The sequence below is a fragment of the Ideonella sp. genome, from assembly GCF_036277275.1.
GTDB lineage: Bacteria > Pseudomonadota > Gammaproteobacteria > Burkholderiales > Burkholderiaceae_C > Ideonella.
Genome location: NZ_DASUNH010000137.1, coordinates 27,312 through 40,418 on the forward strand (window position 1 = coordinate 27,312; position 13,107 = coordinate 40,418).

Annotated in this window: 11 protein-coding genes; 1 reads left to right on the forward strand and 10 read right to left on the reverse strand. The window is 68.7% G+C overall.

Going from position 1 to position 13,107, the window contains the following annotated elements; translation table 11 throughout:
• Positions 1–15: 15 nt before the first annotated feature.
• The 5 genes from fdhF to VFY73_RS23610 form a co-directional block, all read right to left on the reverse strand.
• On the reverse strand, positions 16–2,889 hold the full coding sequence (gene fdhF, locus VFY73_RS23590; RefSeq protein WP_329723418.1) for a formate dehydrogenase subunit alpha: 2,874 nt from the start codon (positions 2,887–2,889) through the stop codon (positions 16–18).
• Positions 2,886–4,661, reverse strand: a complete 1,776-nt coding sequence (locus VFY73_RS23595; protein WP_329723420.1) for an NADH-ubiquinone oxidoreductase-F iron-sulfur binding region domain-containing protein — start codon at positions 4,659–4,661, stop codon at positions 2,886–2,888. Before VFY73_RS23595 ends, fdhF begins: the two co-directional genes overlap by 4 nt.
• Positions 4,662–4,721: 60 nt before the next feature.
• Positions 4,722–5,927 carry an acyltransferase gene (locus VFY73_RS23600; protein ID WP_329723422.1) on the reverse strand — a complete coding sequence of 402 codons (1,206 nt, stop codon included), beginning with the start codon at positions 5,925–5,927 and terminating at the stop codon, positions 4,722–4,724.
• A gap of 81 nt (positions 5,928–6,008) precedes the next feature.
• On the reverse strand, positions 6,009–6,713 hold the full coding sequence (locus VFY73_RS23605; RefSeq protein ID WP_329723424.1) for a LytTR family DNA-binding domain-containing protein: 705 nt from the start codon (positions 6,711–6,713) through the stop codon (positions 6,009–6,011).
• The gene (locus VFY73_RS23610) at positions 6,701–7,810 is read right to left on the reverse strand and encodes a sensor histidine kinase (protein ID WP_329723426.1); all 1,110 of its coding nucleotides are present in this window, start codon (positions 7,808–7,810) and stop codon (positions 6,701–6,703) included. Before VFY73_RS23610 ends, VFY73_RS23605 begins: the two co-directional genes overlap by 13 nt.
• A 44-nt stretch (positions 7,811–7,854) precedes the next feature.
• Here VFY73_RS23610 and VFY73_RS23615 point away from each other — a divergent pair, with 44 nt between their 5' ends.
• Entirely contained in the window at positions 7,855–8,979 is a 1,125-nt protein-coding gene (locus VFY73_RS23615; protein WP_329723428.1) for an NAD(P)/FAD-dependent oxidoreductase, read from the forward strand.
• 20 nt (positions 8,980–8,999) lie between these two features.
• On the opposite strand, the gene VFY73_RS23620 is transcribed toward VFY73_RS23615, so the two are convergent.
• The 5 genes from VFY73_RS23620 to VFY73_RS23640 all read right to left on the reverse strand — a co-directional run bounded on the left by VFY73_RS23620 (position 9,000) and on the right by VFY73_RS23640 (position 13,106).
• On the reverse strand, positions 9,000–9,224 hold the full coding sequence (locus VFY73_RS23620) for a hypothetical protein (protein ID WP_329723430.1): 225 nt from the start codon (positions 9,222–9,224) through the stop codon (positions 9,000–9,002).
• 655 nt (positions 9,225–9,879) lie between these two features.
• The gene (locus VFY73_RS23625) at positions 9,880–11,532 is read right to left on the reverse strand and encodes an MFS transporter (protein ID WP_329723432.1); all 1,653 of its coding nucleotides are present in this window, start codon (positions 11,530–11,532) and stop codon (positions 9,880–9,882) included.
• 202 nt (positions 11,533–11,734) lie between these two features.
• Entirely contained in the window at positions 11,735–12,328 is a 594-nt protein-coding gene (locus VFY73_RS23630) for a 2-hydroxychromene-2-carboxylate isomerase (protein ID WP_329723434.1), read from the reverse strand.
• A 2-nt stretch (positions 12,329–12,330) separates the two neighbouring features.
• Positions 12,331–12,603, reverse strand: a complete 273-nt coding sequence (locus tag VFY73_RS30465; protein WP_414654517.1) for a DUF1289 domain-containing protein — start codon at positions 12,601–12,603, stop codon at positions 12,331–12,333.
• Positions 12,600–13,106 (reverse strand): YbaK/EbsC family protein, encoded by a 507-nt coding sequence (locus VFY73_RS23640; RefSeq protein ID WP_329723438.1) that lies wholly within the window; start codon positions 13,104–13,106, stop codon positions 12,600–12,602. The genes VFY73_RS30465 and VFY73_RS23640 overlap by 4 nt, the downstream gene beginning before the upstream one ends.
• Position 13,107 lies beyond the last annotated feature (1 nt).

Below are 13,107 nucleotides of genomic sequence, written 5' to 3' on the forward strand. Positions count from 1 at the left end.
TTCGCTTGGACGTGATCAGTCCTGAGGACTGATCACGCCTGGCGAAGGGCCGAGCCTCTGGCTCGGCGCGGCCTGCAAGGCAGGCCCCTGGCAGGGGGCCGTGGGGGCCACATTCACCGCGCAGTATTTGAACTCCGGGATCTTGCCGAACGGGTCCAGCGCGGGGTTGGTCAGCAGGTTGGCGGCGGCTTCGGCGAACGCGAACGGGATGAAGACCGCGCCGATCGGCGTGCCATCGTCGCGCCGGGCCTGCAGCTTGACGCTGCCACGGCGTGACGCCACCTGCAGCCAGTCGCCGGGTGCCAGGCCTAGGCGCTGCAGGTCCTGCCCGTGCAGGCTGGCGGTGGGCGCGGGCTCCAGCGCGTCGAGCACCTCGGTTCGCCGCGTCATGCTGCCGGTGTGCCAGTGCTCCAGCTGGCGGCCGGTGATCAGCACGAAGGGGTAGTCGGCATCGGGCTGCTCGTTGGCCGGCACGATCTGGGTGGGCACCAGGTGCACGCGGCCATCGTCGGTCGCGAAGTGGTCGTGGAAGACGATCGGCTGGCCCGGGTCGTCTTCGCTCAGGCACGGGTAGGTCACGCTGTGCTCGCGCTCCAGCCGCTCCCAGCTGACACCGGCGATCACACCGTGCATCGCCTGGCGCATTTCCTCATAGACCGCGGCGACGCCGCTCTCGGGACCGTCGTATGCCCAGGGCAGGCCCATGCGGGCGGCGATCTGCTGGATGATCCACAGGTCGGGCTTTGCGTTCCCCGGCAGGTCGAGCGCGCGGCGGCCCATCTGCACCATGCGGTCGGTGTTTGTCACCGTGCCGGTCTTCTCGGGCCAGGCGCTGGCCGGCAGCACCACGTCGGCCAGCCACGCGGTCTCGGTGAGGAACAAGTCCTGCACGACCAGGTGGTCGAGGTTGGCTAGACCGGCGCGCGCATGGGCGAGGTCCGGGTCGCTCATGGCCGGGTTCTCGCCCATCACATACATGCCGCGGATCTTCCTCGGGTCGTCCTGCGCCTTCAGCGCATGGTGCAGGATCTCGACCACCGTCAGGCCGGGCCGGTCGTCGAGCGTCACGCCCCAGAAGTCCTCGAACCACGCGTGCGCCTCGGCGTTGCTGACGCGCTGGTAGTTCGGGAACATCATCGGGATCAGCCCCGCGTCGCTCGCGCCCTGCACGTTGTTCTGGCCACGCAAGGGGTGCAGACCGCTGCCGGGCTTGCCGATCTGGCCGGTGATGCTGGCCAGCGCGATCAGGCAGCGTGCGTTGTCGGTGCCATGCACGTGCTGGCTGATGCCCATGCCCCACAGGATCATCGAGGCCGGGCTGGTCGCATAGGCGCGCGCGACCTCGCGGATCGTCTCGGCCGGGATGCCGCAGATCGGCGCCATCAGCTCCGGCGAGAAGACCGCGACGCTGGCCTTGAGTTCTTCGAAGCGGTTGACGCGCTCGGCGATGAAAACCGGGTCGGTCAGGCCCTCTTCGATGATCGTGTGCAGCATCGCGTTCAGCAGCGCAACATCGGTGTCGGGCCTGAACTGCAGCGTGCGCCAGGCATGGCGGGCCAGGTCGGTGCGGCGCGGGTCGGCCAGCACGATCTTCGTGCCGCGCTGGGCGGCGTTCTTCATCCAGGTCGCGCCGACGGGGTGGTTCTGCGCCGGGTTCGCACCGATGATCAGGATCAGCCCGGCGTGCTGCACATCGTTGACGGGGTTGCTGACCGCGCCCGAGCCCACGCCTTCGAGAAGCGCCGCCACGCTGCTGGCATGGCACAGCCGCGTGCAGTGGTCGACGTTGTTGCTGCCGAACCCCGTGCGCACCAGCTTCTGGAACAGGTAGGCCTCTTCGTTGCTGCCCTTGGCCGAGCCGAAGCCGGCCAGCGCCGCCGGGCCGTGCTGCTCTTTCAGACGCTTCAAACCACTGGCCGCCAGGTCCAACGCTTCGTCCCAGGTCGCTTCGCGGAACACCTCACGCCAGTCGCGCTTGGGTTGCTCCGGGTGGTTCTGCGCCGAGGCGTCCTTGGGCACACCGGGCCGACGGATCAGCGGCGTCGTCAGGCGCTGCGGGTGGCTCACGTAGTCGAAGCCGAAGCGGCCCTTCACGCACAGCCGGCCTGCGTTGGCCGGGCCATCGCGGCCCTGCACCGCAATGATGCGGTTGTCCTTGACCTGGTAGGTCATCAGGCAGCCGACACCGCAGTAAGGACAGACCGATTCGACCTCCTTGTCGACCCGCTGGTCGCCGATCAGCGACTTGGCGCTCAATGCGCCGGTCGGACAGGCCTGCACACACTCGCCGCAGGCCACACACGAGCTGTCGCCCATCGGGTCGCCCAGGTCGAACACCACCTGCACCCGGGCGCCGCGACCACGCATGCCGATCACGTCGTTGACCTGAACCTCGCGGCAGGCGCGCACGCAGCGGGTGCACTGGATACAGGCATCGAGGTTGACCGCCATCGCCGGGTGGCTCACGTCGGCCGCCGGTTGCTCGCGGCGCAGCGCGGCAAGCGCCGGTCGTGCGCTCACGCCAAGGGTCTCGGCCCATTGGCTCAGTTCACCGTGCGGGCGCTGCGCGTCGCCATCGTTCCATTGGTAGCCGGCCTCGGGCATGTCGGCCAGCAGCAGCTCCAGCACCATCTGCTGACTCTTCAGCGCGCGTTCGCTTCGGGTGTCGACCACCATGCCCGGTGTCACCGAGCGGCAGCACGACGGCGCCAGCACGCGCTCGCCCTGCACCTCGACGACGCAGGCGCGGCAGTTGCCGTCGGCGCGCAGGCCGTCGGTGTAGCAAAGCCGCGGGATCGCGACGCCGGCGCGCTCGGCGGCCTTCAGGATCGTTTCACCCTCGCGTGCTTCGCAAGGCTGGCCGTTCAGCGTGAAGTTCACCGCGCTCATCCCTGCACCTCGTGGGCAAAGTAGCGCTGCACGCAGCTGATCACGTTCGGCGCCGCCTGGCCGAGGCCGCAGATCGACGCGTCGACCATCACCGCCGACAGGTCGTCGAGCGTGCCGTGGTCCCATGCAGCCGCTTGCATCAGTTGCGCTGCCTTCTCGGTGCCGACGCGGCACGGCGTGCACTGGCCGCAGCTCTCGTCGGCGAAGAAGCGCATCGCGTTCAACGCCGCGTCGCGGGCCTTGTCGTGCCGGCTCAGCACGATCACGGCGGCGGAGCCGATGAAGCAGCCGTGCGGTTGCAGGGTGTCGAAGTCCAGCGGCACATCGGCCAGCGACGCCGGCAGGATGCCGCCGGATGCGCCGCCGGGCAGGTAGGCGTAAAGCTCGTGCCCGTCGGCCATGCCGCCGCAGTATTCGTCGATCAGTTCACGCAGCGTGATGCCGGCCGGTGCCAGCTTGACCCCCGGCCGATTGACGCGGCCGCTGACGCTGAACGAACGCAGCCCCTGCCGACCACGGCGGCCGAATGCGGTGAACCATTGCGGCCCGCGCTCGACGATGTCGCGCACCCAGTACAGCGTCTCGAAGTTGTGCTCCAGCGTCGGGCGGCCGAACAGGCCCTTCTCGGCGATGTACGGTGGGCGCAAGCGCGGCTCGCCGCGCTTGCCCTCGATGCTTTCGATCATCGCCGACTCTTCGCCGCAGATGTAGGCGCCGGCACCGCGCCGCAGCTCGATGCGCGGCAGCGGGCACGGCGGCTCGGCCTGCAGCAGCGTCAACTCGCGCTCCAGCAGCGCACGGCAGCCGGCGTATTCGTCGCGCAGGTACAGCACCACCGCTTCGGTGCCCACCACCTGCGCCGCGATCAGCACACCTTCGAGGAGGCGGTGCGGGTCGCGCTCAAGGTAGGTGCGGTCCTTGAACGTGCCGGGTTCACCTTCGTCGATGTTGACGGCCATCCAGCGCGGTGCGTCGTAACCGCGCACGATGCGCCATTTGCGCCCCGCCGGGAAGCCCGCGCCGCCCAGGCCGCGCAGGCCCGAGTGCTCCAGCGCAGCCAGCACCTCGTCGGCCGAGCGCTCACTGTTGACGATCTCGGCCGCCAGTTGGTAACCGCCGGCTGCGCGGTAGGCGGCGTAGCCGACGCAGGTCGGGGCGATCGCCGCGGCGCCCTCACCCACCTCGCCCAGCGCGTGCTCGACCGGGTCGAAACGGCCGTGCGAGTTGGCGGGCAACGGATGATGGTGCTCGCCGACCGCCAGGCAGCGCCGCACCTCGTCGGCCGTCGCGCGCGGCACCGGGCGCTGGCCCAGCACCGCGACCGGTGCCTGCTCGCAGCGGCCCACGCAGGGCGCGTGGGTCAGTCGCACGCCGGCATCGAGCGCGCCGTGCAACGTCTGCATCAACCCGGCCGCGCCCGCCATCGCGCAGGCCAGGCCATCGCACACGCGCAGCGTCACCGCCGGCGCCTCGGCCCCATCGGGCAGGATCTGGAAGTGGTGGTAGAAGCTCGCGACCTCGACCACCTCGGCCATCGACAAACCCATCTCGGCAGCCAGCGCAACCAGCATGCCTTCGAACAACGCGCCTTGCGCGTCGTTGAGCCGGTGCAGGTGCTCGATCAGCAGTTCGCGGGCGTGCGGGCCGGGGCCGACCAGTGCGCGGACGGCTTCGCACGCCGCATCATCGGGTTGGCGACCCTTCAGTTGGTGACGGACGCGGCGACTGCCACGGATGGTGTCGACAGGAATGCGGGTTTCGGAATTCGACATGCGGCGCACACAGAATGACGATGGCGCGCGCCCACTGCGCGCCGATCGGCCCAGTATGCGTCAAGCCGTGGCAGGCGCGGTGACAACTGCGGACGACCGCGCCCGGGGGGCCAGCCCGAACCAGGGGCGCAGCGGCCCCAGGCGCGCGACCACCAGATACCCCGCCACGCTGACGACCGCGGTGCCGGCGATCAGCAGCGGCGCCTCGACAGCCGGCGCCAGACCCCACGACCGCATCCCCCAGGCAAGCAAGATGATCACGGTCTGGTGCAACAGGTAGACCGGGAACACGGCCTCGACCACCGTCGTGCGCCAGCGATGGTCGCGGTTCCAGTGACGGAACGCAAAACCCAGCGCAGCGACAATGGCCGACCACTGCAACGCCGCGTAGCCGACGCGCTGCAGCTGGCGCAACCACTCGGGCGGCTCCGTGCCGCTGTAGCGGGTGAAGTAGCTGGCGATCGCCGCCCACAGCAGCAATGCCAGGCCCAGCATCACCCAACGCCAGCGCGCGAACAACACCCAGCCCCCGCCCCAGCGGGCCAGCACCGCGCCGGCCAGGAACACCGTCAGGTACAGCGCATGGTTGTAGAAATCGTCGACCAGGGCGTGCGTCGACGGAAAGCGCTCAACCAGCAGCATGCGCCACAGCGCCAACAACGCAACCGGCATGAGCCACAGGCCCCAGGCGTTCTTCAGGTAGCGCTCGGCCTGTGCGGCCAGCCTGTCCAGCGCCGCCGGCCAGGCCCTGAGCAGTGCCCACATCGCCAGGCTGTAGACCCACAGGTAGGCGACGAACCACATGTGGTTCCAGGTCGGCAGCTTCAGGCAATCATCGCCGCGGCAGAACCCGGGGTAGGCCTGCAGGTACAGCTGCATGAAATCCAGGTAGCTGCCGGCATAAGCCACCTTCGACACCACCTCCAGGTAGGCCTGCGGCGGCACGACGATGAACATGCCCACCAGCAGCGGCAGCAGCAGTCGCTTCGAACGCTCGCGCACGAAGGGCCGCGCTGCGCTGCCGCCGGGCCGAGCCCGCATCATCATCGCGGTGGCCGCGCCGGAAATCAGGAACAGCAGCGCCAGTCGCCACGGCGAGCTGAGCATCATCAGCGGCTCGATGGTGTCGCCGGCACGTGGGCTCTTGATGTGCCAGTCCCAGCTCACGTAGTACATGCCCACGTGGTAGAGGATCAGCAGGCCGAAGACAGCAGCACGCAGCCAGTCGAGAAAGTACAGGCGCTCGGGGTGGGGGGTCGATGTCATGTCGCCAAGCCTAGGCAGCCGACCACGCCGGCGCCAGCGCATTGGGGCGAATCGCCGGCCGGCCGGGGCGGACCGGGAAGCTCAACCGCCGGCTTGGGCCAGCCGCTGCATCAGCGCCGCGCGGTAGGCTCGGCTGCAGGCCAGCTCGGTGCCGTTGCGCAGGCGCAGCAGCGCATCACCTTTGTCGTTCGGTCGCACCTCGGCCACCTGGGCCCAAGCCACGGCAGCGCTGCGGTGCACGCGGATGAAGCCGTCGCCCAGGTCGGCCAGCAGGCCGGCCAAGGTGCGGCGCAGCAGCCACTCGCGGCCCAACGCGTGCAAGGTGACGTAGTTGTCCGCCGCCTCGAGCCAATGGATATCGACCACGCGCAGCACCTGCACGCCCTGGCGCGTGGGTACCAGCAATTGCGTCACGGCCACGGGTCCACGCGGGGCAGTGCGCCGCTGCACCCGCTCCAACGCTCGCGCCAACCGCTCGGGCGCGACCGGCTTCAACAAGTAGTCGACTGCATTGGCATCGAAAGCCTGCAGCGCGAAAGCATCGAAGGCGGTCACGAAGATCACCGCCGGCCCGTCGTCGGGCAGCGAGGCGGCCACCGCCAGGCCGTCCAGTTCCGGCATCTGCACGTCCAGCAGCAACACATCGGGCTGCAGACGCTCGACCAGCGCCAGCGCCTGCTCACCGTCGACCGCCTCGCCAACCACCTCCGCGCCGTCGACGGTGGCCAGCAGCCGGCACAGGCGGGCGCGCGCGGGGGCCTCGTCGTCGACGATCAGCAGGCGCATGGCAACCACAGCTCGGCGCGGGCGCCGCCACCGCCAACCGGGCTCAACGACAGCCCGGCTGCGTCGCCGTGCAGGCCGGCCAGGCGCTGGCGCAGGTTGCCCAGCCCGACGCCGACCACCGGCGCCTGGGGCAAGGCGCCGCCGTCGTTTTGTACCGCCAGCCGCAACTGCCCGGCGCCAGCCTGTGCGCTGACACTGATCGCGGTCGGCGCCCGGCGTTTCTCGACCGCGTGCTTGAAGGCGTTTTCCAGCAGCACCTGCAACGCCAGGGTCGGCACCCGGCAGCGCAAGGCCGCTTCGTCGATCTGCCAGGCGATCCGTGCCCGGTCGCCGAAACGCTCGAGCATGATCTCGGCATAGGCACGCACCAGCGCCAGCTCGTCAGCCAGTGACTGCTCGGGGCGCTGCGCCGCGTCGGTCGCGGCACGCAACAACGCGGCCAAGCGGCCCAGCAAGGCATCGGCGCGGTCGGGGTCGCTGTGGATCAGCGCCGAGATCGTGTTCAGTGCGTTGAACAGGAAGTGCGGCTGCAGCTGCTGCGTCAACTGGGCCAGCTTGGCCTGCTGCGTCAGGCCGCTCAAACGCTCGGCCCGCAAGCGCTCGACATGCCAGGCACGGTAGGAGCGGGCGCCGAACTGCACGCCGGCGAACAGGCCGAAATAGATCACGAACTTCGGCAGCTCGTACAGCATCGCCTCGCCCCACGGTTCGTGCGAATAGGGTTGGCCGGCGAGGCCGAACACGATCGCGCGCAGACTGAAGTTGAGGACGACGAACAAGGGCCCGACCAGCGGCAGCCACACCACCAGGCGCGCGAACCACTGCAACGGATGCGCCAGCCAGCGATCCAGCTGGCGCGCGCGCCACCACTGCAACAACAGCAACGCGCTGGCGGTCAACATCGACGTGCCCTCGTTGACGACCGGGCGCCAGGCCGCGGTGCCGCCGCTGCGCCAGTGGTCTTGCGCGCTGACCCAGGCCATCAGGACCCAGAACACCAGCCAGGCGAACACCAGCCCGACGACCACCCGACGCCGGGCCTCGTGGCCCATGTGCGGCTCGAGTGCATCGGTGTCGAATTCGGGAACGGCGGCCATTGCAATGCGCATGATGCCGCAGCACCGGCCGCACAATCGGGCCGATGGACGAGATCGACACGGTCGTGATCGGCGCCGGCGTCGTCGGGCTCGCGGTGGCACGCGCGCTGGCGCTGGCCGGGCGTGAGGTGGTGATCCTCGAAAGCGAAACCGCCTTCGGCACCGCCACCAGCGCACGCAACAGCGAGGTCATCCACGCCGGCCTGTACTACCCCACTGGTTCGTTGCGCGCGCAGCTGTGCGTGCGCGGCAAGCAACTGCTCTACGACTACTGTGCCAGCCACGGCGTGGGCCACAGGCGCTGCGGCAAGCTGGTGGTGGCCTGCAGCAGTGACGAGCTACCGCGACTGGATGCGGTGCTCGCGCAGGCCCACGCCAACGGCGTGCACGACCTGCAGCGGCTGTCGGCGGCCGAGGCGCAGGCGCTGGAGCCGGCGCTCGCCTGCCGCGGCGCGCTGCTGTCGCCATCGACCGGCATCGTCGACAGCCATGGCCTGATGCTGGCGCTGCTGGGCGATGCCGAGGGCGCCGGCGCGATGCTGGCGCTGCAATCACCCGCGCTGCGCGGACAGGTGGTCGCAGGTGGCGTGCTGCTGGAGGTCGGCGGGGACAGCGCGACCCGCCTGATGGCGCACCGCGTCGTCAACGCTGCAGGCCTGCAGGCCTGCCAGGTCGCCCGCGCGATCGAGGGGCTGGACGCCCGCCACGTGCCGACGCCCCACTATGCGCGGGGGGCCTACTTCACGCTCGGCGGCCGTGCACCGTTCTCGCACCTGGTCTACCCGGTGCCGGGTGAAAGCAGTCACCTGGGTGTGCACCTGACGCTGGACCTGGGGGGACAGGCCCGCTTCGGGCCAAGTTTTCGATGGGTCGAGCCTGGCACCCAGGCCCGGCCCGAGTTCGACTACCGCGTCGGCCCGGCCGATGGCGCCGGCTTCGATGCCGAGGTGCGCCGCTACTGGCCCGGCCTGCCGGCCGACGCGCTGCAACCGGGCTATGCCGGCGTGCGCCCCAAGATCAGCGGCCCGGGCGAACCGGCGGCGGATTTCCGCATCGATGGCCCTGCGGTGCACGGCGTGGCCGGTCTGGTCAACCTGTTCGGCATCGAGTCACCGGGCCTCACCGCAGCACTGGCGATTGCCGAGGCCGTGCAGCGCGCACTGGGCTGAGCGGCGCGGCCGCCGGCGTGTCAGTGCGAAGCCGCCGATGCGGCCTGCGACGCCGCGGCAGGCTCGTCGATGCCATGTTTCTCGCCGCTGATGTCCACATCGCCCCCTTTGGACAGCATGTACATGGCCAGGGCGGCAAACAGGACGAAGGCAGCGATGATCTTCCACATGGTCGGGTCCTTGGTATGGATGGCGGCACGATAGAGGTGCAGGCTGACACCAGACGTACGGCCGAGGATCGGCATAGGGGGCATCCATTGTGGGAGGCACCCCTGCCGCACCACCCGGCATGCGGGTCCGCACCGGGCGGTTCGAGAGTTTGAGGTCCGGAGATTCTGCTTGTAGCCTGGCCGGCCCCGCTACCCGGCTACTACGACCTCTGCTGACTTCTCGCTCCGGCCTGGCACCGTCGGGCTTTCACCCACGAGGCGAGATCTCCCCGGGGAAGAACGCACTCCTTCACTGCACAACCGCCGCATCTACGCCACCTCGCCTTGATCACGGGAGCTTCGCGGTTCATGGCCCGCTCGCCCCGCTTGGCAGCGCCTTCTATCCGGTTCTTGTTCATCGACTCGCAGCTTCGCTCCACGCTTCCTCCCCACACTCGGTCGCCCTCGTGCAGTTGCGCTTCGCTTCGTTCGCTGTGATCAACTTACGGCGGGACCTGCACCCGCAAGAGTGCGTCTGTGCCGGGCGCACCATGAAAAAAGGGCGGCCATCCGGCCGCCCTTGGTTGCTGTTGCTGGCGCCTTTGTCGACGCCTCGCCGTGACCGCGGGGCCCTTCGGGATCGGGCCTGCCGGGTCCGGCCAGTGGTGTCCCTCCACAGCCAGCCTGCACGAAATCTGGTCTTCCCGCGAAGGCCGGCCCCGGTTCACCGGGCACCGGCCTGACGGTCCCCTCAGTCCCGGGCGTAGATGTCCACGTCCTTGGTTTCCTTGACGAACAGCATGCCGATGACGAAGGTCATCAGGGCCACGATGATCGGGTACCACAGGCCGTTGTACATGTTGCCCGTCTGCGCCACGATGGCCAGCGCGGTCGCCGGCAGGAAGCCGCCGAACCAGCCATTGCCGATGTGGTACGGCAGGCTCATCGAGGTGTAGCGGATACGGGTCGGGAACAGCTCGACCAGCATCGCGGCGATCGGGCCGTAGACCATCGTCACGTAGATCACCAGCAGCGACAGGATCAGCACGATCTTGACCTTGTCGATCTTCGCCGGGTCGGCCTTCTCGGGGTAACCGGCGGCCTTCAGCGCGTCGCCGACGGCCTTCTTGAACTCGCCATCCTTCTTCTTCGCTTCCTCGGCCGGCAGGCCGGTGGAGGCGTAGCTCTCGATCACCGTTTCGCCGATGTTGATCTTGGCGGGGCCGACGCCAGCCACGTTCTCGTAGCTCACCGAGCGGCCCGACAGCACCTGCTTGGCGATGTCGCACGAGCTGGTGAACTTGGCCGTGCCGGTCGGGTTGAACTGGAACGAGCATTCCTTCGGATCAGCCGTCACCACCACCTTGTTCGCGGCCTGGGCCTTGGCGAGGTCAGGGTTGGCGGCCTCGGTCAGCGCCTTGAACAGCGGGAAGTAGGTCAACGCCGCGATCAGGCAGCCGGCCATGATGATCGGCTTGCGGCCGATCTTGTCGGACAACGCGCCGAACACGATGAAGAACGGCGTGCCGATCACCAGCGACGCGGCGATCAGGATGTTGGCGGTGGCGCCGTCAACCTTCAGTGCGCCGGTCAGGAAGAACAGCGCATAGAACTGGCCCGTGTACCAGACCACGGCCTGGCCGGCGGTCAGGCCGAGCAGCGCCAGGATCACGATCTTCAGGTTCTTCCACTGGCCGAACGATTCGGTCAGCGGCGCCTTCGAGGTCCGGCCCTCTTCCTTCATCTTCTTGAAGGCGGGCGATTCGTTCATGCTCAAACGAATCCATACGCTGATCGCGAGCAGGAAGATCGACACCAGGAACGGAATGCGCCAGCCCCAGTCGGCAAAGTCCTTCTCGCCGAGCGTCGTGCGCACGCCAAGGATCACGACCAGCGACAGGAACAGGCCCACGGTGGCCGTGGTCTGGATCCATGAGGTGTAGGCACCGCGCCGACCATGCGGGGAGTGCTCGGCCACGTACGTGGCTGCACCGCCGTACTCACCGCCGAGCGCCAGGCCCTGCAGCATGCGCAAACCGATCAGGATGATCGGGGCAGCCACGCCAATCGACGAGTAAGTGGGCAACACGCCGACGATGAAGGTCGACAAGCCCATGATCAAGATCGTCACCAGGAAGGTGTATTTGCGGCCGATCATGTCGCCCAGGCGGCCGAACACGATCGCGCCGAACGGCCGCACGACGAAGCCGGCCGCAAAGGCCAGCAACGAGAAGATCGTGCGCGAGGCAGGGTCCAGGGCTGAGAAGAACTGGTTGCCGATGATGACGGCCAGCGTGCCGTACAGATAGAAGTCGTACCACTCGAACACCGTGCCGAGGGAAGAGGCGAAGATGACCTTCCTCTCTTCCTTCGTCATCGGCGCTGTTGCCACTGCAGTTGCCATGGATGTCTCCTGAGAGATCGCTGCGCCGCCACCTCGGTGGCGCATGGCGCGACTATCGAAGCCGCCTCTGACCTCGTTCTGACAGCTGGCTGATGCGAAACTGACAAACTCAGGCCTAACCCTGAGGTTTGATTGCGCAATGTGAGATTGCAACCGCAACCGCGGGTAACACCCGATGCTGCGTCAAGCCTCCAGCAGCGTGTCAGGCGGCTTGTGTGGCCAGCAAGTCGTCGCGCAGCATCGGCAATGCGTCCAGGCCCCAGTAGAGACGGCCGAGCGCTTCGAACGTCGGCACGCCGAACACGCCGCGGGCGACGGCGGCATCGGTCAATGCACGCAACTCGGCTTTGACCTCGAGGCCGTCGGGGTCGCGCTCGGGCGCCAGGCTGGCCCGCAATGTGGCCAACCGGGCGGGCTCGTTCGGGTCGGCGCCCTCGGCCTGCCAAACGTGACGCATCAGCGCCTCGACGATGCGCCGGTTCGGCATCCGCCCGGCCGGGCCGCACGCCAGCGACAGGCGCAGCAGTGTCAGTGGATTGAACGGGTGAGGCACGGGGATTCGCATCGTGCTCAGGCCCAGTTTCCTGGCCAACCAATCGATCTGGCGGAAGGTCCACTCACGCTTCGGCTCGATCTCGGCCGGGCCCTTGTGGCCATGGGCCTTGAGCAGGCCGGCGAACAGCACCGGCCGGTATTCAACGACGTAGCTGCAGCCAACGAGCGCTTCGGGCCAATGTTCGAACGCCAGGTAGGCGTACGGCGAGATGACATCGAAGTGAAAGACGATGGGGGTCATGCTCAGCAGCCCTTCTTCAGCTGCGCCGGCCCCGCGGCCTGCCGCCGCGCCGGCAGCAGTTGCCAGACGCGGCGTTTGCCGTCGTCGGCCATCTTGCTCCAGGCGATGATCTCGTCGATCGTGCGAAAGCAGCCCTCGCACCAGCCAGTGGTGGCGCTCATGCGGCACACGCTGGTGCAGGGCGACGGAACGCCAGCCCCTGGCCCGACGGCTGCGCCTGGCGATTCCCCGAGGGGGTCCGGGCCGGCCCGGCCCGACGGCACGTCTTCGTTCATCCTTGTTGCACCACGTCGGCAACCGGCGCGCCGGTCAGCCGCTCCAGGTCGGCCGGCGCCAGGCGGAACACGCCATTCGGGTGGCCGGCCGCAGCCCAGACCTCGTCGAAGCGGAAGAGCTCGCGGTCGATCAGCGTCACCGGCGGCGTGGCATGGCCCACCGGCGCGACGCCGCCAATCGAGTAGCCGGTCTTGGCCTTGACGAACTCGGCGTCGGCGCGCCCGACCGGGCCGACCAGTGCCGCCACCTTTTTCTCGTCCACCCGCTTGTCGCCCGATGCGACGACGAGCACGGCCGCGTCGTCGGTCTTGCGGCGGAAGATCACGCTCTTGGCAATCTGCCCGGTGGCCAGGCCGAGCGCCTCGGCCGCCTCCTGGCAGGTGCGCGCCGGCACGTCCAGCCAGCGCGGGGGGTGGGGATGGCCCAGGTCGGCCAGCAGGCGCGTGACCTGCACAAAGGCTTCGTGGGTCGCGGAGTCGGTCGAAGAAGAGTCAGCTGCCATG

Bases quoted from the DNA above. Each gene is read 5' to 3' on its own strand.
- fdhF (WP_329723418.1), bottom strand. From the start codon at position 2,889: ATGAGCGCGGTGAACTTCACGCTGAACGGCCAGCCTTGCGAAGCACGC.
- VFY73_RS23595 (WP_329723420.1), bottom strand. From the start codon at position 4,661: ATGTCGAATTCCGAAACCCGCATTCCTGTCGACACCATCCGTGGCAGT.
- VFY73_RS23600 (WP_329723422.1), bottom strand. From the start codon at position 5,927: ATGACATCGACCCCCCACCCCGAGCGCCTGTACTTTCTCGACTGGCTG.
- VFY73_RS23605 (WP_329723424.1), bottom strand. From the start codon at position 6,713: ATGCGCCTGCTGATCGTCGACGACGAGGCCCCCGCGCGCGCCCGCCTG.
- VFY73_RS23610 (WP_329723426.1), bottom strand. From the start codon at position 7,810: ATGGCCGCCGTTCCCGAATTCGACACCGATGCACTCGAGCCGCACATG.
- VFY73_RS23615 (WP_329723428.1), top strand. From the start codon at position 7,855: ATGGACGAGATCGACACGGTCGTGATCGGCGCCGGCGTCGTCGGGCTC.
- VFY73_RS23620 (WP_329723430.1), bottom strand. From the start codon at position 9,224: ATGCCGATCCTCGGCCGTACGTCTGGTGTCAGCCTGCACCTCTATCGT.
- VFY73_RS23625 (WP_329723432.1), bottom strand. From the start codon at position 11,532: ATGGCAACTGCAGTGGCAACAGCGCCGATGACGAAGGAAGAGAGGAAG.
- VFY73_RS23630 (WP_329723434.1), bottom strand. From the start codon at position 12,328: ATGACCCCCATCGTCTTTCACTTCGATGTCATCTCGCCGTACGCCTAC.
- VFY73_RS30465 (WP_414654517.1), bottom strand. From the start codon at position 12,603: ATGAACGAAGACGTGCCGTCGGGCCGGGCCGGCCCGGACCCCCTCGGG.
- VFY73_RS23640 (WP_329723438.1), bottom strand. From the start codon at position 13,106: ATGGCAGCTGACTCTTCTTCGACCGACTCCGCGACCCACGAAGCCTTT.